This is a genomic window from Xanthomonas sp. NCPPB 3959 (assembly GCF_056675575.1).
Map to the genome: position 1 here is coordinate 180,417 of NZ_JBWWVR010000007.1, position 19,572 is coordinate 199,988.

The following is a 19,572-nucleotide window of genomic DNA, read 5'->3' on the forward strand; positions in this document are numbered from 1 at the left end:
CTTGCATCCTAATCTTAGATGAGTTGGGAGGTACAGCTTATCTGGCTTGGTTTCTGCTTGCATTACTTGCAGATGATACTTTTTTAGAACTACCAAAATGTATTTCAAGCAAGTCGACGGACGTGTTGTCCTTGGTAAAAAGGCCGCAAAAAAAGAGTGTCGGTAGTGCAAGACTATTGCAAGGCCCAACGCGTGGAGGCCTGCGCTCAGCAATCGAGCGTATCAACTATGACACTATTTCAGCGGTTTCAGTCGACGTCTGCTGCGCGTTTTCCGCTTACGAGATGGCCTCATTGTTCAGCAAGGCTTGATAACTTGTTGCGATCACATCAATCACGCATGGCTAATGCAATCCAAAATTAAAAAGACGCGTGACTAGGTCGCCACGCGTCGTTCGACCGTCAAAAGCCCTTCTCCGGGTTATTTTTTAGATGGGCGTAGTCATGTATCTCGCTATACGCCATTTGCCGTCGTCTTCCTTCCGAAGAATAAACAACTCCTCAAAAGCCGCAGCCTTAGATTCACCAGTTGCGACAGTGATGGCGGTGCCAGTCGAACTAGTACGGACAAACGCCCATGTCGGCGCCATGATTGTCACGGCAGTGGCCTTGTGTTTCATTTCAAACCGAACCGCCTTGAACAGATGCTCGTACGCCGTGCGCAAAGCGGACTTGCCCGCAGCCGGTGGTGAAGCGGGTGCGCTCAGCTCGCCGTCCTCGCCGTATAAAGAGAGCACCAGGCCAATGTTCTGGTCGCGGAGCGCACTCTGCCCTATATAGAAAAATGGCAGGCGGGTTACGCATCGGCACCCAATTCAGATTGAGCTCGTCCTCTTGGAAGTCCTCGGCGGGTGAAGGGAAGCCCAGCTGGATCCGGAACGCGCTGACGGCAGGCAGAGCGGGATCGGATCGAGACAGGCCGGTCCTAGCAAGCGGGCGTAGGTATGAGGAGGAAATAGGGCCAACATGACGCGAACTCTCGCGAAGCAAAGCCTCAAAGGTCGAGACGGGCTAAATGTTAGCAAAATTACTAGATTTCAGTTGTCGACAATCCGTGCTGCGTTCAGCACCTACGCCCCGACCGGAGAGTTGAGCCCTCAATCATTCATGACGCGCGCAAATAAGGGTTGGTGCAGCCAGCGCGGGGTGGCCCAGATCATGGCCGCGCTGATCTTATTGCCCAACCCGGGGACAATGCTGATACGACCCTTGTGGAGTGCACGGATGCCCGCACGGACTACCGGAGCTGGCTGCATCATCGCCAGCTTCAATCCGAGGGTGATCTTTTGCTGCGCAGCCTGAGCGAATCCTGTGTTGGACATACCCGGGCACAGCGAGGTGACGGTGACGCCGTCGCGCTTGAATTCGCGGTGTAGCGCGTCCCCCAAACGCAGGACGTATGCCTTGGATGCACCATAAACAGCCATGTCCTCCACACCCCACAGCGCCAGCAGACTGGCAACCAGCAGGATCCTGCCGTGACCGCGCTGGCGCATGTCGGCGCCGAACAGTCGGGTCATGACGGTGAGGCTGGCGATATCCAGCTGCACCATATCCAGGGTGCTTTGCAACGAAGTGTCCAGGAAGGTGCCTTGTAGCCCGTGGCCGGCGTTGTTGATGAGGATTTCCACCTCAATGCCCCGTTCACGGAGGCTGGAATGCAAGGCCGCTATGGCGGTTACTTCTGACAGGTCAACTTGTTCGGTGATGATTTCCACTCCGTGCTCGTGGCGCAGCGTAGTAGCCAGAGCCTGCAGGCGGTCTAGCCGACGCGCGACGAGAATCAGCGGGTGGCCCTTAGCTGCGTATTGCCTAGCGAATTCTTCGCCGAAACCGCTGGAAGCGCCAGTGATCAGGACCCAGTCTGTGTTGTTGCTTGGCATGGTGATAGCTCTGTGCGTGGTGGACGACGTGGCCTGGATCCTGGCTTTCAGGCAAGATTGGAGACCGATGGTCTTCAATTTAGAAGACCGCCGGTCTTTTATCAAGTGAGGTGCAGGTTTCCGTATGAATTTGTTCACGCCATATGTCCGCGCACGCTCGGTTGAGCAAAAAGAGGAGCGCCGCCGCCACCTTCTAGCCACTGCTCGCGCGATGCTGGATGACAGCCCGGGCGCGCTTGATCTGGGAATCAATGAGCTGGCGCGCCAGGCGCAGATGACAAAATCCAACGTCTATCGCTACTTCGAAAGCAGCGAAGCTGTACTGATAGACGTGCTCGTAGAGGAATACGCCGGCTGGCAGGCCGAACTTGGAGTAGCGCTGGCACTGGACGGCAAGGCCGAGGCAACTGTCGAGGACATTGCAGCGGTCTTTGCGCAAACGTTGTGCGCTCGTCCGTTGCTGTGCCGGCTGACAAGCATCATGCCGTCCATTTTGGAGCGCAAGTTGTCGTTCGAGCGCATGGTCGAATTCAAGCTCAACTTGTTGGCGTTGCGCCATCAGGCTGCGCAGGCCTTCCATGCGCGCTTGCCAGAGATGTCGGTAGATGCGTTCGAGCAGGTGATCAAATACGCGCTGCCACTGATCATCGGGTTGTGGCCGCTCAGCAATCCCGTCGATGTCGCGGCACAAGTGATTGCGCTTCCGGAATTGGAGGGGCTGCGCTACGACTTTCAGCATGATGTCGAGCGCGCGGTGCTGATCTTGATGCGCGGTGCCCGCGACTGATTGCGACGGTAAGCCAAAGAGACACGAACCTTCTGCGGCGTGGTGGTTTGCCGCGCTGGTGCCGGGAAAAATAATTGGCATAAATTATTGATTTAAAGTCATAATCTGGCTTGCTTTCAATCTTTTGGTCGATGGTTCGGATCCATCACGGCCCACCAATCAAATCAGTCACTTGAAGAGCGCCTAGGGCGCTTTTTTTGTGCCTCCGGAAAACCAAACCGGTTCCGCGTTTAGCGCCGGCCGCATGCATCGCGCATCCGCGCGAGGATCAACAGGCGAACTCAAGGTTTGTCGCCATTCAAGCCGCAGACAATGTCCTTCAGGCCGTCAAAACCTGAAACACCGACACGTTTGGCCATACGAATATCTCAGCCGACGCCCGTGCGCCCATGCAGTGCAGGCCTCGGCAGCGATCAGCCAGGGCCACATCAAACGCGAATTCACAAGCCGCACCACGTTTCCTATCGTTGTGGGCTCAACGACACGCGAGTGCAATGCCATGACCAACATCGACAAAGCCGGAACGTTTCTCCTTGGTGACCGCCAGGTCACCCGCGTCGGCTACGGCGCAATGCAGCTTGCCGGGCCTGGTGTGTTCGGCCCGCCCAAGGATCGCGATGCGGCGTTGGCGGTGCTGCGCGAAGCCATTGCGCTGGGCGTCAACCATATCGACACCAGCGATTTCTACGGGCCGCACATCACCAATCAACTGATCCGCGAAGCGCTGCATCCCTATCCGCACGACCTGACCATCGTCACCAAAATCGGCGGAGCGCGTGGCACGGATGGAGCGTGGCTGCCGGCTTACTCATCGCAGGAGCTGGTCAAGGCCGTGCACGACAACTTGCGCAATCTGGGCCTGGACGCGCTGGATGTGGTCAACCTGCGCGTGATGTTCAAGGCCCAGGAGCCGGCAGAAGGCTCCATTGCCGAGCAGTTGGAGACCTTGGTCAACCTGCAGCGCGATGGCCTGGTGCGGCACATCGGCATCAGCAACGTCACTGCAACGCAGGTGGCCGAGGCACGCGCCATCACCAACATCGTCTGTGTGCAGAACATGTACAACATCGCGCATCGACATGACGATGAAATTATCGACGCGCTCGCGCGCGACGGCATCGCCTACGTGCCGTTCTTCCCGCTTGGCGGTTTCTCGCCGTTGCAATCGTCCACGCTTGCCGCTGTTGCCGAGCGCCTGGCCGCAACCCCGATGCAGGTGGCACTGGCATGGCTGCTGCAGCGCTCACCCAACATCCTGCTGATCCCGGGGACGTCGTCGGTGGCGCATCTGCGCGCGAATCTAGTTGCAGCGGAGCTGAAACTTCCGGCCGATGCCGTGGACGCATTGAACAAGATCGCAGCGTAGAAACTCAGACGATTGCGTCTTGGCAAGCAGCGCCTGGCAATCGGGCGTCAGCGCCCTGGCTCGTCGTTCCACAGCAACTTGTGCAACTGCATCTGGAACCGCACTGGCAGACGATCGGCAACGATCCAGTCTGCCAGCTGCCGAGGCGTCACTTCGCTTTTGCTGGGCGAAAACCACACCGTGCAGCGACGGTCCAACGCATGCGCGGCAACAATCTCGCGCGACCATTCGTAATCGGCGCGGCTGCAGATCACGAACTTGATCTGGTCGCGCGCGGTCAGCAGCGGCAGGTTGTCCCAGCGATTGCGCTGCTCCTCGCCGGATGCGGGTGTCTTGATATCGACCACGCGCGAGACGCGTGGATCCACTGCAGAAACGTCCAGTGCGCCAGAGGTCTCCAGCGAGACATCAAAGCCGGCGTCGCACAGTTTCTGCAGCAGCACCAGGCAGCGCTTCTGCGCCAATGGCTCGCCGCCGGTCACGCAGACGTGGCGCACGCCATGGCTGGCCACCTCGGCAACGATCGCATCGATATCGTGCCACTCACCGCCATGGAAGGCGTAAGCGGTGTCGCAGTAGTGGCAGCGCAGCGGGCAGCCGGTCAGGCGCACGAATACGGTCGGCCAACCGGCAGCCTCGGCCTCACCTTGCAACGACAAAAAGATTTCGGTGATCTTCAATCGCGGCAATGGCGATTGGACGATCTCGCTGGGGACGGCGGCGGCGTTCATAGGCAAAGTATGCGCCGCGCCCAAAGGCACCGACGCGCGGGCTCAGCGCAGTTGCTGGCCGAGACGGATGGACTGCAGGCGTTCCTGGGCGACGCGCGCCGCATCGGAGCCGGGATACTGCGAGACGACTTGCTGCAAGGTCTGCTGGGCTTCGTCGTTTTTGCCTTCGCCATACTGCGACAGGCCGAGCTTCAACAAGCCGCCAGCGGCCTTGTCATGCGTGGGATAGCGGCCGACGAGATCGCGAAACTGCGCCTCGGCCAGCTGAAAATTTCGGGTGGCGTAATAGCTTTCGCCCAGCCAATACAACGCATTGGGGGTGTAGACGCCGTTCGGATAGAGCTCCAGAAAGCTCAGGAACAGTTGCGACGCATCGTCGTACTTGCCATTCTTCAACGCATCGAACGCCACGTTGTAAGCCGTGCGTTCTTCGTTACTGGCGGTCAGCGTGCCGGAGTCGCCATGCACACTGGGCGGCTTCTCGGAAGTTGCCGCCGCTGCAGGCCGCGCGGCCGGAGCCGGGGCTGGGGTGACGCTGCCGGTAGCCGGTGGCAATGGCGGCGTTGCACCACCTGCACCTTCCAACCGATTCAGACGCCCGTCCAGATCCAGATACTGGTCCTTGGACTGTTGTTTGAGTTGTTCGTTGTCGTGCTGCAGCTGTTCCACCGTCGCTCGCAATCCCTGCAGGTCAGAACGCGCCTGCTGTAGCTGATTGAGAAGATCGTTGTTGGCCTGACTGTTGGCCTGCTGCTGCTCGAGAACGGCAACACGATCAGCGAGACTAGCTCGCTGCGCGTAAGCCGGCGCGGCGACCACAAGGGCCGCCGCGACGAACAGAGATGTCACTCGAAAGCGCATCGCTTATTACTGAGCCGTGTACACGATTTCGACGCGACGGTTCTGCGACCAGCAGCTTTCGCTGGTTTCGGTGCAGACCGGACGCTCTTCACCGTAGCTGACGACGGTCAGCTGGCTGGCGGAACCGCCAGCAGCCTGCAGCGACGAGGACACGGCATTGCCGCGACGCTCGCCCAGGCCCATGTTGTACTCACGCGAGCCGCGCTCGTCGGCATTACCCTGCAGGGTGATGCGCGAGGAAGGACGGTCACGCAGGTACTTGGCGTGGCAAGCCATGATGGCCTGGAATTCCGGCTTCAGAGAGTCCTGATCCAGATCGAAGTAGACAACGCGCTGGCGCAGGCAGGCATCGGTATCCAGGTCGCCCGGGCCGTACAGGCCTGAGGTTGCCGGGCCGGTGGGAACGGAGGAACCGGTGGTGGTGTCGGTCGGAGCAGGCGGAGTTTCCTTCACCTTTTTCGAACAACCAGCCAGCACGGCAACAGACAGCAGGGAGACAAGCAAGACGCGGGTGGACTTGTTCATGGGATACCTATGGTGGCTCCTGGGCCAATGGGGTTTAACGCAGCGAAATATTAACATTAATGCGCGGTTCGGTAAGGCCCCCATGCAGGTTCTCTTACATCACCATCGGCCAGGACCAGACGCTGGCGCACCCGAGCGTCGGAAGAGACGGCATACAGCACGCCCCGGCCACCCTCGCGAGCGGCGTACAGAATCATGCTGGCGTTGGGCGCGAAGCTCGGCGACTCGTCCAGCGAACCCGGCGAAATCGTGCTCCAGCTGGGCGAACCCAGGCTGCGATCCATCATGGCGATACGGTAGGTATTGCCGCTGCCCTGCGCCACGGCGACCTTCTTGCCGTCGAACGAGACGCTGGCAGTGGCGTTGTAATTGCCCTGGAAAGTCACGCGGTTGGCGCTGCCGCCGCTTGCAGCCACCTGATAAATCTGCGGGCGACCGCCGCGATCGGAGGTGAAGTAGATGCTGCCGCCATCCGGCGCCCAGGTCGGCTCGGTATCGATACCGAAGTGGTTGGTCAGCTGGGTCAGCTGCTTGCTGCCCAGATCCATTACATAGATCTCCGGGTTGCCGCTGCGCGACAGCGCCAGCGCAAGGCGACGGCCATCGGGCGAGAACGAGGGCGCACCATTGATGCCACGGAAGCTGGAGACCAGTTCACGCGCGCCAGTGGAGATGTCCTGCAGATAGATCGAGGAATTGCCGCGCTCGAAGCTCACATAGGCCAGCTTCTTGCCGTCTGGGCTCCAGTTCGGCGAGAGCAACGGCTCGGCCGAACGCACGATGGTTTGCGGGTTGTAGCCATCGGAATCGGCCACCATCAGCGCAAAACGCATCGAACCGCCGCTACCGCTGGCAGTGACATAGGCAATGCGGGTCCAGAACGCGCCGCGCACGCCGGTGATTTTTTCGTAGATCGCATCGGCCATCTGATGCGAGACATCGCGCATCGCATTGGCGCGTGCGGTCATCGCCAGACCAAGCAGGCGCTCGCCCTTGGCCACGTCGAACAGTTCGTACTCGACGCGGTAAGCGCCTTCGCCGGCATCCATCACGCGGCCGACCACGATGTAGTTCTGCTTGAGCGTGCGCCAGGTCTGGAACTGCACCTCGGTCCCGCGGGTCGGCTTTTCGACGATCTGCGCGGCCGGCAAGGTCCGGAACTGACCGGAGCGGTCCAGATCGGCGCCGACCACAGCCGCCACATCGGTCTGCGGCGCGGTGCCGGAGCCTTGGTAAGCCATCGGAATGACAGCGATCGGCGTAGCCGAAGCGCTACCGCCGACGATATCGATAGTGAGCCCCTGCTGCTGCGCGAGGGCACTCAGCGGAAGCAACAAGGCGGTCAGGGCAGCTAACCAACGCAGCGGTTTTTTCATGGACGGCTCGGATCGGGCAGGAAAAGTGTGCAAGAGATACCAATCAACGAGTGAACATACTCGCAATCGTGAACGAGACAGCGTGAAAGTGGAGCGAGTGGCCGTAGACAGCACGACACCTCTGTATTGCCAACCGACCGGTCGTCCAGACCGGCCGTTACTGATCCTGCGCAGTGAACACAAAGGTCAGATTGCGCTGGAACACCGATTCGTAGCCGCGATACGGCAGCGGCTGCGCGCTCAATACGGCGGCCTCGATCGAGCGCTGACCCGCCTCGTCGTACGGGCAGCCCGGCGCAACCTTGGCTTCCATCACCTGGCCGCCCGGCAACTGGCGGATGTTGATGGTGCATTTCTGACCCGGCGGCACCGACGGCGGGCGCACCCACTGCCCCAACACCTTCTGCTGGATGGCCGCAGCGTACTTGGCCGACAGGTCGGTGTTGGTGCCGCCCTGCCCTGCAGTCGGTTGGGCAGTGGCAGCGGCGGCCGAAGACGCCTGTTGCGCACGTGCAGCGGCCACCTGGCGCAGCTTCTGCTCGGCCAGTGCGGCTTCCTTGGTGGCCTGTTCGCGCTGCCGGCGGATATCGGCGATCTTCTTTTGGCGTTCGGCGTCTTCGGCCTGCTGTGCGGCAGCCTGCTTCTTCTTGGCGTCGGCCTCTTCCTGCTGCTTGGCCAGGCGCAGCTTCTGCTCGGCCTCTTCCTGGCGTTTGCGCTCGGTGAGGTCGATCTGCTCCTGACGGCGCTTGGCTTCCTGCTCCTGCTTGGCCTTTTCCGCCGATAGCGCGAGCGCATCGACACGCTCCTGATCAACCTTGTCCGGCTGGGCCACGCGCTCCTGGGCCTGCGCCTGTTGCGGCGTGGGCGCATCCTGCGGGCGCGGCTCGGGGATCGGCTGCGGTGGCGGCACGCTTTCTTCCGGCGCGGGCTCGGGCACCGGTGCGGGCGGTGGCGGTGGCGTCTCCACCGGGGTCGCCTTCAACGCCTGCCGCGCAACGCGCGCTTCGGCTGCGGACACGTCCAGCGAGGCTTCCATGCTGGGATCGCCAGCGGCCGGCTCGACCGAACGCTCGGGTGACCACAGCCAGCCGGCGATGAACACCAGCGCGACCAGGACGTGCACGACCAAGGCCAGCACGACTGGTCGCAACCAGCCATCCTCGCGCGCGCTCTGCGTGGGGAGTGCGTCAGCGTGCATCGCTGCCTGCAGCACCGCCGGAGTCGGAAATCAGGCCCACCTTTTCGACCTTGGCCTGCTTGAGCACGTCGATGGCATCCATGATCTTTTGATAGGGCGCGGCGCGATCGCCAGCCACCACCACGCGGGCCTCTTTGTCCTGGGCCACGATGGCGGCCAGCTGCGCCTGCAGTGCGGCCACGTCCATTGCCTGCGGCTTGCCCTTGGGCAACTGCAGTGCGAGCTGGCCGTCGGCGGCCACCACCACCACGATCGGATCCTGCTTGCTCTCCAACGCCTTGGCGCGCGAGCTCGGCAGATTGACGTCGGTGCTCAGGGTCAACAGCGGCGCGGTCACCATGAAGATGATCAACAGCACCAGCATCACGTCGATGTACGGCACGACGTTGATGTCGGATTTGAGCTTGCGCTTCTTACGGCGGGAAATACTGGAAATCATCGCGACACGTTCCTAATTAATCCCTCGCACATGAGTGTGCGGACTGCTCCGAGGGACTCGCCCATCCTGTCCCCGCACACGAAGGTGCGGGCGTCTGCGAGGCACTCGCATGCAAGCCGGCTGTTGCGAGGGAGCGGCATCACTCGTCGGCGCCGGCCTGACGCTGCAGGATCGAGCTGAACTCGTCGGCGAAGGTTTCGTAACGCACCGACAGCCGTTCCACGCGGGTGGTGAAGCGGTTGTAGGCCCACACCGCCGGAATCGCCACGAACAGGCCGATGGCAGTGGCGAACAAGGCTTCGGAGATACCCGGTGCGACTGCAGCGATACCGGCCTGCTCACCGCTGCTGACCATGTCGTGCATGGTCACCATGATGCCGAACACGGTACCGACCAGCCCGACATACGGCGCGGTGGAGCCGATGTTGGCCAGCAATTCGAGATTGCGCTCGAGCTGGTCGACTTCGCGGGTGAAGGCGGTGCGCATGGCGCGCTGGGCGCCTTCCAGCTGCACCCGCCCATCCAGACGGCGGCGATCGCGCAGGCGCGAAAATTCGCGGAAGCCGCTTTCGAACATCGACTCCAGGCCGCCGACGGTGCGGTTGCGATCGGTGGCCGAGGCGTACAGCTTGGCCAGATCGGCGCCGGACCAGAAGCGGTTTTCGAACTCGTCCGCCTCGCGGTTGGCCTGCTTGAAGGCGCGCGCCTTGCGGAAAATGATCACCCAGCTGATGAACGAGCCGATCAGCAGCAACAGCACGATGATCTTGACCGGGATGCTCGCCCGCAGGATCAACTCGACATAGTTGATGCCGCTGTTGTGCGCCACGCTGGCGGTCTGTGCCGCAGCGGCGGCAACGTCCTGCGGTAGTGCTTCCACTACCGTGTCCTGCAGGGCCAGGAGCAATGCAATCGACATCCGTTTGTTCCTCAGTCTTCTGATTCTGTGGTTTCTAAAGCTTTCAACACGTCGTATAGCGCATCGTCCATGCCGCGCGGGCGGAAGTCGCTGGCACTGAGTGCGGCAATGCGCACCTGCGCGGTCAGCAGCACCTCGCCCTCGCGACGCACCGACTGCGCGAACAGCAGGCTGGCACGTTTACATCTGAGCAGGACCGCCGACACCGACAGCGCGTCGTCGAGCCGGGCCGGCTTGAGGAAATCCAGTTGCATCGAGCGGACCGCGAACACCAGATCGTGCTGCTGGCGCAGGCGTTCCTGTTCATAACCGAGTGCGCGCATCCATTCCGTGCGCGCCCGTTCCATGAAAGCGACGTAGCGCGCGTGGTAGACCACCCCACCGGCGTCGGTATCTTCCCAATACACGCGTGTCGGCCAACTGAATCGGGGATCAACCGACATCCTCGTCCTCCACGAACAGGTCCGGCGCCGGCGCAGCCTTGGGCTTGAGGCCGAGGTGGCGATAGGCCTTATTGGTGGCCATGCGCCCGCGCGCGGTGCGGATCAGAAAGCCCTGCTGGATCAGGTAGGGCTCGATCACGTCTTCCAGGGTGCCGCGTTCTTCCGACAGCGAGGCGGCCAGCGATTCGACCCCCACTGGGCCGCCGTCGAAGTGATCAACGATCACCCGCAGCATGCGGCGGTCGAGCTCGTCAAAACCTTCCGGGTCGACCTTGAGCATCTGCATCGCCGCCTGCGCCACCGGCAGATCGATATGACCGGACGCCTTGACCTGGGCGAAGTCGCGCACCCGCCGCAGCAGGCGATTGGCGATGCGCGGGGTGCCGCGCGCGCGGCGTGCGATCTCGGCGGCGCCATCGGGCGTGCAGTCGATGCCCAGGATCGCGGCCGAGCGGATCACGATGCGGGTCAGCTCTTCCGGCGAATAGAACTCCAGCCGCTGCACGATGCCGAAGCGGTCGCGCAATGGCGCGGTCAGCAGGCCAGCACGGGTGGTGGCACCGATCAGGGTGAACGGCGGCAGGTCGATCTTGATCGAGCGCGCGGCCGGGCCGTCACCGATCATGATGTCGATCTGGAAATCTTCCATCGCCGGATACAGCACTTCTTCCACCACTGGCGAGAGCCGGTGGATCTCGTCGATGAACAGCACATCGTGCGGCTGCAGGTTGGTCAGCAGCGCGGCCAGATCACCGGCTTTTTCGATCACCGGGCCGGAGGTCGAACGCAGGCTCACCCCGAGCTCGTTGGCGATGACGTGACTGAGCGTGGTCTTGCCCAAGCCCGGCGGACCGAAGATCAACACATGATCCATCGCTTCGCCGCGCGCCTTGGCCGCCTGGATGTAGATATCCATCTGCTCGCGCACCGGCTGCTGGCCGAGATAATCGGCAAGTCGCTTGGGGCGGATGCTCGCATCGGCGGCATCGTCTTCCCGGGTGGCACTGCTGGCGATGATGCGGTCCATTGAGAGCCGGGATTGGGGATTCGTTATTCGGGATTTGCAGCCCACTAGTATGGGCTGCGAGGCGCCTCCGGCGCTACGCTCTTGCTAGTCCAGACTCTCCAGTCCCGAATCCCGGCCACCGCAGGCGGCTCAGATCTCCACCTGCGCGCCCAGCTCCACCAGGCGGTTGCCGGGGATGCGGAAGAACCCTGTCGCCGGGGCGGCGTTGCGATGCATCAGCGCGAACAACTTGTCACGCCAGATCGGCATGCCGCGGTTGGCGCTGGCCACGATGGTCTCGCGGCTGGCGAAAAAGGTGGTGTCCATCGGGTCGAAATGGATGCCGCCCTGGTCGCAGGAACGCATCAATGCCAGCGGCACGTCGGGGGTTTCCATGAAGCCGAAGCGCACGTAGACGCGATAGAACTCGTCGCCGATCGATTCGATCTGCAGGCGCTTGTCCGCCGGCGCATACGGAATCGGCAAGGTATCGACGTTGAGGAAGATGTTGCGCTCGTGCAGCACCTTGTTGTGCTTGAGGTTGTGCATCAGCGCATGCGGCACGACCATCGGGTCGGCGGTGAGGAACACCGCCATGCCCGGCACGCGCGCCGGCGGCGCCAGCATCAGGCCCGGCAAAAAGCTGTCGATGCGGATGCCGTCCTTGCGGATTTCCTCGCGCAGCAGCGCGCGGCCGCGGCGCCAGGTGCGCATCAGGGTGAACACCACGATGCCCAGCGCCAGCGGGAACCAGGCGCCCTGCAGCAGCTTGGCGCCGTTGGCGATGACAAACGCCAGTTCGATGATGAAGAACACCACGCACAGCGGCAGCACCCAGTTGCGCCAGCGCGGCCACAGCGAGCGCGCCACCAGCGCCAGCAGCAAGGTGTCGATCAGCATCGTCATCGACACCGAGATGCCGTAGGCCACGGCCAGATTGGTGGAGCTGCGGAAGATCAGCACCAGCGCGATCACCATCACCATGAGCAGCCAGTTGATGCCGGGCACATAGATCTGGCCGATGGTGGTGCGCGAGGTGTGCTTGATCAGCATGCGCGGGATGTAACCCAGCTGCATCGCCTGGCGCGCCACCGAATACGCACCGGTGATCACCGCCTGCGAGGCGATCACCGCCGCCAGCGTGGCCAGGATGATCATCGGATACAGCGCCCAGCTCGGTACCGCTTCGAAGAACGGGTTCTTCAGCGCGGACGGGTGGTTGAGCACCAGCGCGCCCTGCCCCAGGTAATTGAGCAGCAGCATCGGCAGCACGAAGAAATACCAGCCGTGGCGGATCGGCTTGGCGCCGAAATGGCCCATGTCCGCGTACAAGGCCTCGCCGCCGGTCACTGCCAGCACCACCGCACCGAGAATGAAGACACCGTGCCAGCCGTGCTGCATGAAGAAGCGGATCGCCCACCACGGGTTGAAGGCCTTCATCACTTCCGGCGCATCGACGATGTTCCAGATGCCGATCGCCCCCAGCGACAGGAACCACAGGCAGGTGATTGGGCCGAACACCTTGCCGACCTTTTCGGTACCGAAGCGCTGCACCATGAACACCACCAGCAGCACCACCACGGTGATCGGCACGATGAAGGGATGCAGGCTGGGCGCGGCGATTTCCAGACCTTCCACTGCGCCCATCACCGAGATGGCCGGGGTAATCACGCCATCGCCGAAGAACAGCGAGGCGCCGAAGATGCCCAGGATGCCGACTACATACGCCGAGCGCGACCCGTTGCGCATGGTGCGCTGGGTCAGCGCCATCAGCGCCATGATGCCGCCCTCGCCCTCGTTGTCGGCGCGCATGATGATGGTGACGTACTTGAGCGTCACCGTGATCATCAGCGCCCAGAACGCCAGCGACAGCACGCCCAGCACGGTGTCGTGATCGCTGGTCAGCCCGTAATGCGGCGAGAACGCCTCCTTGAGGGTGTACAGCGGACTGGTGCCGATATCGCCGAAGACGACGCCGATGGCGCCGATGACCAAGGCCATATGGCTATTGGCAGGCGCATGGCCGTGGCCAGCTGCGGAAGTGGGGGTCTGTGACATGAAGTGGGCAGGGTATCGCCAAGTGGCGTGAAGGAGAGGAAGACGGCGCGGCGTTGAGTAACTAAAAACGTAGCGAGCGGGGGTCAGCTGGGTGCGGGCGGCGCGCAGGAGCCGCAGTGTACGAGTGGTACATGCCGATTCCGAGCACCGGCCGCGCCCGCCTGGCGACCGCGCAGTCGTTTTGCTAGTCGCCCTTAACGCAGTGCGGCCTGGAGGGCCTTGCGGATGACCGTGGCGACTTCGTCGCCTTCAGCCCCGGCCTCGCGTGCCATGCGTGCGGCCTCGGCCGGCTTGTAACCCAGTTGTTGCAGCGCCACGGTGGCTTCGGACACTGCATCCGGGCCGAGCTGGCCGGTGATCGGCGCGCCACTACTGAAGTCGGCGGCGCGGTCGCGCAGCTCCACCACCATGCGCTCGGCGGTCTTCTTGCCGATGCCGGGGATGCGGGTCAGCGCGGTGATGTCGCCGCTGGTGATCAGGCGGGCGAACTCGTCCACGGTGACCCCGGACAACACCGCCAGCGCGATCTTGGCGCCGATGCCGGTGACCTTCTGCACGTCGCGGAACAGCCGCCGCTCGCCTTCGCGCAGGAAGCCGTACAGCGACACGCTGTCTTCCTTCTGCGCGTAGTGGGTGAACAGAATCACGTCGCGGCCGACATCGGGCAGGTCGTAGAAGGTGCTCATCGGCGCCTCCAATTCGTACCCCACCCCACCCACATCGATCACCAGCCACGGCGGCTGCTTGTAGGCCAGGATCCCGCGCAGGCGGCCGATCATTGGGCACCGCCTTGGCGGTGCCGGGAATGGGTATTCGGGATTGGGGATTGGCTGGATCCCTCGCTGCCGTTAACGACGGCCGCGCACCGCCGCATCGGCACAGCACGTGTGGACTCGCGTTTGCGACTCCCCAATCCCGACTCCCAAATCCCTGCTCTCATCTTTTCCGGCTCCAGGCCTGTTGGGTATTGACGCCCAGGCGCTGCGCGGTGGCGCGCACGTGGGCGTGGGTGATGGCAACTGCCAGTGCGTCGGCGGCGTCGGGCTGCAGCTTGCCTTTCAGGTTGAGCATGATGCCGACCATGTGCTGGACCTGCACCTTGTCCGCCCCGCCCTTGCCGACCAGCGCCAGCTTGATCTCGGTGGCAGCGTACTCGTGTACCGGCAGGTCGCGTAGCACCACCGCGCAGATCGCCGCGCCGCGCGCGTGGCCGAGCTTGAGCGCCGAGTCGGCACTTTTGCCCATGAAGACCTTCTCGATCGCCACTTCCTGCGGCTGGTAGGTGTCGATCACCTCGCCCAGCCCGTGCAGCAGGCGCTTGAGCCGCTGCGCAAAGTCGCCCTCGCCCAGCAGTACCAGCGGCGCGTGATAGACATGCCGGCTGCGACCGCTCTCATCGATGTCGATGATGCCGACCCCGGTGCGCTGCGAGCCGGGGTCGATGCCCAGGATGCGGGTCATCGAGGGGCCGGGAGTGGAGATTGGGGATTGGGGATTGGTGACGCACCTGCAGTGCGGCGATCGCGTTGCTGTTGCGTATCCCGAATCACGAATCCCGCCATCCCGGCCATCATCAGGCGCCGAGCGCCGCTTGATCGACGTTCGAATACACGTCCTGCACGTCGTCCAGGTCTTCGAGCATGTCGAGCAGCTTGCGGACCTGCAGGGCGGTGTCGCCGTCAACGGCGATGTCGTTTTCGGCGCGGAAGGTGATTTCCGCATGCACCGGCTCCAGGCCGGCGGCGGCGAGCGCCTGCTTGACCTGGGCAAAGGCGTCCGGGGCGGTCAGCACGTCGATGGCGCCGTCTTCCGGGTACACCACCACGTCGTCGGCGCCGGCTTCGATCGCCGCGTCGGTGAGGGTATCTTCGTCGGTGCCGGCGGCAAAGCTGAGCACGCCCAGGCGCTTGAACATGAAGGCCACCGAGCCGTCGGTGCCCATGTTGCCGCCGCACTTGCTGAAGGCATGGCGCACGTCGGCCACCGCGCGCACGCGGTTGTCGGTGAGGCAGTCCACGATCACCGCCACGCCGCCGGGGGCATAGCCCTCGTAGCGCACTTCCTCGTACTCCACGCCTTCCAGCTCGCCGGTGGCTTTCTTGATGGCGCGTTCGATCACGTCCTTGGACATGTTCGACGACAAGCCCTTGTCCACCGCCACGCGCAGGCGCGGGTTGTTGGCCGGATCACCGCCGCCGCCGCGTGCAGCCACGCTGATCTCGCGAATGATCTTGGTGAACATCTTGCCGCGTTTGGCGTCGGAGGCGTTCTTGCGGCCTTCGATCGAGGGGCCTCTACCCATGGGTGGTTCCAGACTGGCTTGGATGACAGGGCGCGGATTTTACCTGATTGCTCGCCCGCACCGGAGCGGCGGCGTTCAGTAGCGGACTCAGTGGCGAAATCGGCCGGTGCGCAGGAAGCTCAGCGCCTGCTGCGCGGCCTCGGGTGAGCGCAACAGACCGCTATGGCTGGCCGGCACCACGCAATGGTCGCGCAACCCGGGCAGGTGGGTTTCGGCCAGTGCCACGGTGCCGTCCGAGCCGCCGTCCAGCGGCGCCAGCCAGCGTCCGACCCCGCGCGCGACATTGCCGGCGACCTGACCGATCTCGGCCTCGCCCTCCCATTGCACAAACCCTTGCTGCAGTAAGCCCGCGCTACGCCCCAACGCCCACTGCCCGCCACGTTGGGACAGGCCGCGCGCGGCGGCGCTGCCGCACAACGGCGAGCCCAGGCAGACCACACGGCGCACCGGCAGCTCGGGCGCCGTGCGCAGAGCCTGCAACGCCATCAGCCCGCCTAGGCTGTGACAGACCAGCAGTTGCGCGCCGGTCGTCTGCAGGCGTTCGATCAGCTGCGGTACCGCCTGCGCGGGGCCGCCAAGCACGCTGGCGTAGCCGAACAGCGCAGGCGCCAGGCCCTCTGCACGCAATCGACGCGCGAGCGGCAGCAGCCAGTGCGCGGTATTCCAGATGCCATGCACCAGCAGTACGTCGGCGGTGGCGGTGGTCGGTGCCGTGCGCGCGGTGCGTCTGGATGCAGCTGGAAATGCCGAGGAGCTGCTGGGCATCAGTGCGGTTTCCAGGACGTGGCGCGCGATCGCCGGGCTGCTGCGGACGGCGCCTGCATGCGCTCAGTCGGCCGCGACGATCGGCTTGCGGCGCAGGATGTGCTCGCGATCGACAATCTTGCCGACCGGGAAATCGTACTCGCCGACTTTTTCGAATCCGTAGCGGGCGTAGAAGCGTTGCGCGCCGAAATTTTCCGACCACACGCCGATCCACAGCGTGCGTGGGCCGTTGCGTTCCAGCCATTCCAGCGTGGTTTCGAACAGGCGGCTGCCCCAGCCACTATTCTGGTAGTCCTTCAACAGATACAGCCGCTTGAGCTCTCCATCGCCGGGACGCACGTCTTCGTGCGGCAGCCCGCACGGGCCGGCGGCGGCGTGGCCGACCAGCAGGTTGTCCATCTCCAGCAGCCAGATCGCGTAGTCCGGATGCGCCAGCACGATGCGTGCGCGCTCGACCGCGTAGGTCTCCTCGAGAAAACCGCGCAAGTCTTCTTCCGGGTACAGATGCCCGAAGGTTTCGGTAAAGGTTTGCGCGGCCAGCAGCGATAACGCTTCGGCATCGTCCGGTGTGGCGCGGCGGATGCGGGTCATGCGGGGCCTCTCGTGCCTGGTTGATCTGGCAGCTTCTCGCATGCAGATGCGCTACCGCAAGCGGGATTGGGGATTGGGGATTGGGGATTGGGGATTGGGGATTGGGGATTGGGGGAATCGGGAATCGGGAATCGGGAATCGGGAATCGGGAATCGGGAAAGCATCTGCGATGCGTGGATTCCGCGTGTGCAGGATTCGGCATGGGCGCTGACGGGTTCAACCAAGCGCGCACGACCGGCTCCGCATGGCACCGCGCAGGAAAGATAAACACTGCAAGGGATGGCTATCTACTTGCGGAGCTCAGGCGCGCTTGGGACGGACCTGCAGGACGCACTGCCGCCGGTGATCGGCGGCGGTGCCCCGTGCGCAACACCCAGCCCTGGCACTAAAGGTTCCACCGAAGCGCGCAGCACTGGCTGCGCTGGGCGCCTTGTACAGATGACCACACACACGGCATGGCCACCTGCTAGCGCAGGTCAGACCTGCTTCGGCCGCACCTGCACGTGCACTTCGGCCAGTTGCTCGGCCGGAATCGGCGACGGGGCGTCGGTCATCAGATCCTGCGCGCCGGTGGTCTTGGGGAACGGGATCACGTCGCGGATCGATTCGGTGCCGGCCATCAATGCCGCGATACGGTCGATACCGAAGGCAATGCCGCCGTGCGGCGGTGCGCCGTAGTTCAGCGCATCCAGCAGGAAGCCGAACTTGGCGCGCGCTTCTTCTGCACCGATGCCCAGCAGCTCGAACACCGCGCTCTGCATGTCGGGGCGATGGATACGGATCGAGCCGCCGCCGATTTCATTGCCGTTGAGCACCATGTCGTAACCGCGCGACACGGCCGTGCGGGCATTGGCGCGCAGGTCGGCGATGTCGTCCACGGCCGGCGCTGTGAAGGGGTGATGCAGGGCGACGTAGCGCTGCGCCTCCTCGTCCCACTCGAACATCGGGAAGTCGGTGACCCACAGCGGCGCCCAGGTGTCGGCGACCAGCTTGAAATCCTTACCGGCCTTCAAACGCAATGCACCCATGAAATCGGACACGGTGTTGTAGCCGCCGGCACCGAAGAACACGATGTCGCCGTTGCCGGCACCGACGTGCGCGAGCAGCGCAGCAAACGCCTCTTCGCTGAAGAATTTGGCGATCGGCGAGCTGACTTCGCCGGTTTCCGACAGCTTGATGTAGGCCAGGCCCTTGGCGCCGTACTTGGCGGCGTGCGCGGCGTACTCGTCGATCTGCTTGCGCGACAGCGCGGCACCGCCGGGGATACGCAGCGCGGCCACGCGGCCGTCGGCATCGTTGGCGGCGGCGGTGAATACCGGGAATTCACTGGACTTGACCAGCTCGGCCACATCGACCAATTCCAGCGCGATGCGCAGGTCCGGCTTGTCCGAGCCGTAGCGACGCATCGCCTCGGCCCAGGTCATGCGCGGGAACTGCACAGCCAGATCGACGTCCACCACTTCCTTGAAGATGGCGCGGATCATGTCTTCGACAAAATCCTGCACGTCGCGCTCGCGCACGAAGGCGAACTCCATGTCGAGCTGGGTGAATTCCAGCTGGCGATCGGCGCGCAGCGCTTCGTCGCGGAAGCAGCGCGCGATCTGGTAGTACCGATCGAAGCCGGCCACCATCAGGATCTGCTTGAACAGCTGCGGGCTCTGCGGCAACGCGTAGAACTCGCCCGGATGCATGCGCGCCGGCACCAGGAAGTCGCGTGCGCCTTCCGGGGTGGCCTTGGTCAGGATCGGGGTTTCGATGTCCTGGAAATCGCGCGCATCCAGATGCCGGCGCAGCGCCTGCACCAGCTTGATGCGGGTGCGCTGCATGCGCTGCATTTCCGGACGGCGCAGGTCCAGATAGCGGTACTTCAGGCGGGTTTCTTCGCCCGGATTTTCGTGCGCGTGGAACGGCAGCGGCGCGGCCTTGTTGAGGATGGTGATACGCGTGGCGATCACTTCGACCTTGCCGCTGCGCAGCTTGTCGTTGACCGCATGCCGCGCACGCACCACGCCTTCGACCTGCAGCACGTCTTCGTAGCCGAGGCTGGCGGCCACCGGGAACACGTCCGCGTTCTCGGGCTCCACCGTCACCTGCACGATGCCTTCGTGGTCGCGCAGGTCGATGAAGCACACCCCGCCCAGGTTGCGGGCCACGTCGGTCCAGCCGGCGAGAGTGACGGTTTGGCCGATCATGGTCTCGTCGACCAGGCCGCAGAAGTGGGTACGCATCGAAAGCTCCGCTGAAAACCCGACACAGGACAGCGCCGGAGAGCCGGATATTCTGGGGCCGGCGGGCGACAGGAGCAAATGCGCAGGCGCTCATG

Annotated in this window: 20 protein-coding genes, 1 tRNA gene and 1 other RNA gene; 3 read left to right on the top strand and 19 right to left on the bottom strand. The window is 63.5% G+C overall.

Going from position 1 to position 19,572, the window contains the following annotated elements; translation table 11 throughout:
- Positions 1 to 427: 427 nt before the first annotated feature.
- Positions 428 to 814 (bottom strand): YybH family protein, encoded by a 387-nt coding sequence (locus AC1KVG_RS10380; protein WP_481094391.1) that lies wholly within the window; start codon positions 812 to 814, stop codon positions 428 to 430.
- Positions 815 to 1,096: 282 nt separating this feature from the next.
- Complete coding sequence (locus AC1KVG_RS10385; protein WP_481094345.1) at positions 1,097 to 1,882, bottom strand: SDR family NAD(P)-dependent oxidoreductase; 786 nt, start codon at positions 1,880 to 1,882, stop codon at positions 1,097 to 1,099.
- Between the two features lie 124 nt (positions 1,883 to 2,006).
- On the opposite strand from AC1KVG_RS10385, the gene AC1KVG_RS10390 reads away from it, so the two are divergent.
- The 3 genes from AC1KVG_RS10390 (at position 2,007) to AC1KVG_RS10400 (ending at position 4,035) form a co-directional block, all read left to right on the top strand.
- Positions 2,007 to 2,669 carry a TetR/AcrR family transcriptional regulator gene (locus AC1KVG_RS10390; protein ID WP_481094346.1) on the top strand — a complete coding sequence of 221 codons (663 nt, stop codon included), beginning with the start codon at positions 2,007 to 2,009 and terminating at the stop codon, positions 2,667 to 2,669.
- A gap of 63 nt (positions 2,670 to 2,732) precedes the next feature.
- Positions 2,733 to 2,827, top strand: a tRNA-OTHER gene (locus AC1KVG_RS10395).
- A 341-nt stretch (positions 2,828 to 3,168) separates the two neighbouring features.
- Positions 3,169 to 4,035, top strand: coding sequence for an aldo/keto reductase family oxidoreductase (locus AC1KVG_RS10400; RefSeq protein ID WP_481094347.1), 867 nt, complete (start codon positions 3,169 to 3,171; stop codon positions 4,033 to 4,035).
- A gap of 47 nt (positions 4,036 to 4,082) precedes the next feature.
- Here the strand turns inward: AC1KVG_RS10400 and queE are convergent, their stop codons facing one another.
- From queE to aspS, 17 genes are all read right to left on the bottom strand, one after another.
- Positions 4,083 to 4,766, bottom strand: a complete 684-nt coding sequence (gene queE / locus AC1KVG_RS10405; RefSeq protein WP_115040751.1) for a 7-carboxy-7-deazaguanine synthase QueE — start codon at positions 4,764 to 4,766, stop codon at positions 4,083 to 4,085.
- 42 nt (positions 4,767 to 4,808) lie between these two features.
- Positions 4,809 to 5,627: a tol-pal system protein YbgF gene (gene ybgF / locus AC1KVG_RS10410; RefSeq protein WP_104592594.1), complete on the bottom strand. Its 819-nt coding sequence runs from the start codon at positions 5,625 to 5,627 to the stop codon at positions 4,809 to 4,811.
- A gap of 6 nt (positions 5,628 to 5,633) precedes the next feature.
- Positions 5,634 to 6,152 (bottom strand): peptidoglycan-associated lipoprotein Pal, encoded by a 519-nt coding sequence (gene pal, locus AC1KVG_RS10415; RefSeq protein WP_006452380.1) that lies wholly within the window; start codon positions 6,150 to 6,152, stop codon positions 5,634 to 5,636.
- A 56-nt stretch (positions 6,153 to 6,208) separates the two neighbouring features.
- Entirely contained in the window at positions 6,209 to 7,528 is a 1,320-nt protein-coding gene (gene tolB / locus AC1KVG_RS10420) for a Tol-Pal system beta propeller repeat protein TolB (protein ID WP_023904815.1), read from the bottom strand.
- Between the two features lie 157 nt (positions 7,529 to 7,685).
- The gene (gene tolA, locus AC1KVG_RS10425) at positions 7,686 to 8,726 is read right to left on the bottom strand and encodes a cell envelope integrity protein TolA (RefSeq protein ID WP_115040959.1); all 1,041 of its coding nucleotides are present in this window, start codon (positions 8,724 to 8,726) and stop codon (positions 7,686 to 7,688) included.
- Positions 8,716 to 9,165 carry a protein TolR gene (tolR, locus tag AC1KVG_RS10430; RefSeq protein WP_006452377.1) on the bottom strand — a complete coding sequence of 150 codons (450 nt, stop codon included), beginning with the start codon at positions 9,163 to 9,165 and terminating at the stop codon, positions 8,716 to 8,718. Before tolR ends, tolA begins: the two co-directional genes overlap by 11 nt.
- 139 nt (positions 9,166 to 9,304) lie before the next feature.
- On the bottom strand, positions 9,305 to 10,084 hold the full coding sequence (tolQ, locus tag AC1KVG_RS10435) for a protein TolQ (RefSeq protein WP_006452376.1): 780 nt from the start codon (positions 10,082 to 10,084) through the stop codon (positions 9,305 to 9,307).
- A gap of 11 nt (positions 10,085 to 10,095) precedes the next feature.
- Positions 10,096 to 10,527 (bottom strand): tol-pal system-associated acyl-CoA thioesterase, encoded by a 432-nt coding sequence (gene ybgC / locus AC1KVG_RS10440; RefSeq protein ID WP_043910488.1) that lies wholly within the window; start codon positions 10,525 to 10,527, stop codon positions 10,096 to 10,098.
- Positions 10,517 to 11,554: a Holliday junction branch migration DNA helicase RuvB gene (ruvB, locus tag AC1KVG_RS10445; protein WP_006452374.1), complete on the bottom strand. Its 1,038-nt coding sequence runs from the start codon at positions 11,552 to 11,554 to the stop codon at positions 10,517 to 10,519. The genes ybgC and ruvB overlap by 11 nt, the downstream gene beginning before the upstream one ends.
- A gap of 129 nt (positions 11,555 to 11,683) precedes the next feature.
- Complete coding sequence (locus AC1KVG_RS10450; protein WP_317062791.1) at positions 11,684 to 13,591, bottom strand: potassium transporter Kup; 1,908 nt, start codon at positions 13,589 to 13,591, stop codon at positions 11,684 to 11,686.
- Positions 13,592 to 13,650: 59 nt separating this feature from the next.
- Positions 13,651 to 13,724: non-coding RNA, sX9 sRNA (locus AC1KVG_RS10455), on the bottom strand.
- A gap of 61 nt (positions 13,725 to 13,785) precedes the next feature.
- Positions 13,786 to 14,370, bottom strand: coding sequence for a Holliday junction branch migration protein RuvA (gene ruvA / locus AC1KVG_RS10460; protein ID WP_006450983.1), 585 nt, complete (start codon positions 14,368 to 14,370; stop codon positions 13,786 to 13,788).
- Positions 14,371 to 14,527: 157 nt separating this feature from the next.
- Positions 14,528 to 15,052, bottom strand: a complete 525-nt coding sequence (ruvC, locus tag AC1KVG_RS10465; RefSeq protein ID WP_104551279.1) for a crossover junction endodeoxyribonuclease RuvC — start codon at positions 15,050 to 15,052, stop codon at positions 14,528 to 14,530.
- A 112-nt stretch (positions 15,053 to 15,164) separates the two neighbouring features.
- Positions 15,165 to 15,893 carry a YebC/PmpR family DNA-binding transcriptional regulator gene (locus AC1KVG_RS10470; protein WP_006451885.1) on the bottom strand — a complete coding sequence of 243 codons (729 nt, stop codon included), beginning with the start codon at positions 15,891 to 15,893 and terminating at the stop codon, positions 15,165 to 15,167.
- Positions 15,894 to 15,980: 87 nt separating this feature from the next.
- Entirely contained in the window at positions 15,981 to 16,658 is a 678-nt protein-coding gene (locus AC1KVG_RS10475) for an esterase/lipase family protein (RefSeq protein ID WP_481094348.1), read from the bottom strand.
- A gap of 63 nt (positions 16,659 to 16,721) precedes the next feature.
- The gene (locus AC1KVG_RS10480) at positions 16,722 to 17,249 is read right to left on the bottom strand and encodes a GNAT family N-acetyltransferase (protein WP_016904140.1); all 528 of its coding nucleotides are present in this window, start codon (positions 17,247 to 17,249) and stop codon (positions 16,722 to 16,724) included.
- Positions 17,250 to 17,725: 476 nt separating this feature from the next.
- Positions 17,726 to 19,477: an aspartate--tRNA ligase gene (gene aspS / locus AC1KVG_RS10485; RefSeq protein ID WP_481094349.1), complete on the bottom strand. Its 1,752-nt coding sequence runs from the start codon at positions 19,475 to 19,477 to the stop codon at positions 17,726 to 17,728.
- Positions 19,478 to 19,572: the final 95 nt, after the last annotated feature.

Excerpts from the sequence above, each read along its gene's own strand:
- tolA (WP_115040959.1), bottom strand. The coding sequence starts at position 8,726 with ATGCACGCTGACGCACTCCCCACGCAGAGCGCGCGCGAGGATGGCTGG.
- AC1KVG_RS10480 (WP_016904140.1), bottom strand. The coding sequence starts at position 17,249 with ATGACCCGCATCCGCCGCGCCACACCGGACGATGCCGAAGCGTTATCG.
- tolB (WP_023904815.1), bottom strand. The coding sequence starts at position 7,528 with ATGAAAAAACCGCTGCGTTGGTTAGCTGCCCTGACCGCCTTGTTGCTT.
- ruvB (WP_006452374.1), bottom strand. The coding sequence starts at position 11,554 with ATGGACCGCATCATCGCCAGCAGTGCCACCCGGGAAGACGATGCCGCC.
- pal (WP_006452380.1), bottom strand. The coding sequence starts at position 6,152 with ATGAACAAGTCCACCCGCGTCTTGCTTGTCTCCCTGCTGTCTGTTGCC.
- ybgC (WP_043910488.1), bottom strand. The coding sequence starts at position 10,527 with ATGTCGGTTGATCCCCGATTCAGTTGGCCGACACGCGTGTATTGGGAA.
- AC1KVG_RS10390 (WP_481094346.1), top strand. The coding sequence starts at position 2,007 with ATGAATTTGTTCACGCCATATGTCCGCGCACGCTCGGTTGAGCAAAAA.
- AC1KVG_RS10450 (WP_317062791.1), bottom strand. The coding sequence starts at position 13,591 with ATGTCACAGACCCCCACTTCCGCAGCTGGCCACGGCCATGCGCCTGCC.
- AC1KVG_RS10385 (WP_481094345.1), bottom strand. The coding sequence starts at position 1,882 with ATGCCAAGCAACAACACAGACTGGGTCCTGATCACTGGCGCTTCCAGC.
- ruvA (WP_006450983.1), bottom strand. The coding sequence starts at position 14,370 with ATGATCGGCCGCCTGCGCGGGATCCTGGCCTACAAGCAGCCGCCGTGG.
- AC1KVG_RS10475 (WP_481094348.1), bottom strand. The coding sequence starts at position 16,658 with ATGCCCAGCAGCTCCTCGGCATTTCCAGCTGCATCCAGACGCACCGCG.
- ybgF (WP_104592594.1), bottom strand. The coding sequence starts at position 5,627 with ATGCGCTTTCGAGTGACATCTCTGTTCGTCGCGGCGGCCCTTGTGGTC.
- ruvC (WP_104551279.1), bottom strand. The coding sequence starts at position 15,052 with ATGACCCGCATCCTGGGCATCGACCCCGGCTCGCAGCGCACCGGGGTC.
- aspS (WP_481094349.1), bottom strand. The coding sequence starts at position 19,477 with ATGCGTACCCACTTCTGCGGCCTGGTCGACGAGACCATGATCGGCCAA.
- AC1KVG_RS10470 (WP_006451885.1), bottom strand. The coding sequence starts at position 15,893 with ATGGGTAGAGGCCCCTCGATCGAAGGCCGCAAGAACGCCTCCGACGCC.
- queE (WP_115040751.1), bottom strand. The coding sequence starts at position 4,766 with ATGAACGCCGCCGCCGTCCCCAGCGAGATCGTCCAATCGCCATTGCCG.
- tolQ (WP_006452376.1), bottom strand. The coding sequence starts at position 10,084 with ATGTCGATTGCATTGCTCCTGGCCCTGCAGGACACGGTAGTGGAAGCA.
- tolR (WP_006452377.1), bottom strand. The coding sequence starts at position 9,165 with ATGATTTCCAGTATTTCCCGCCGTAAGAAGCGCAAGCTCAAATCCGAC.
- AC1KVG_RS10400 (WP_481094347.1), top strand. The coding sequence starts at position 3,169 with ATGACCAACATCGACAAAGCCGGAACGTTTCTCCTTGGTGACCGCCAG.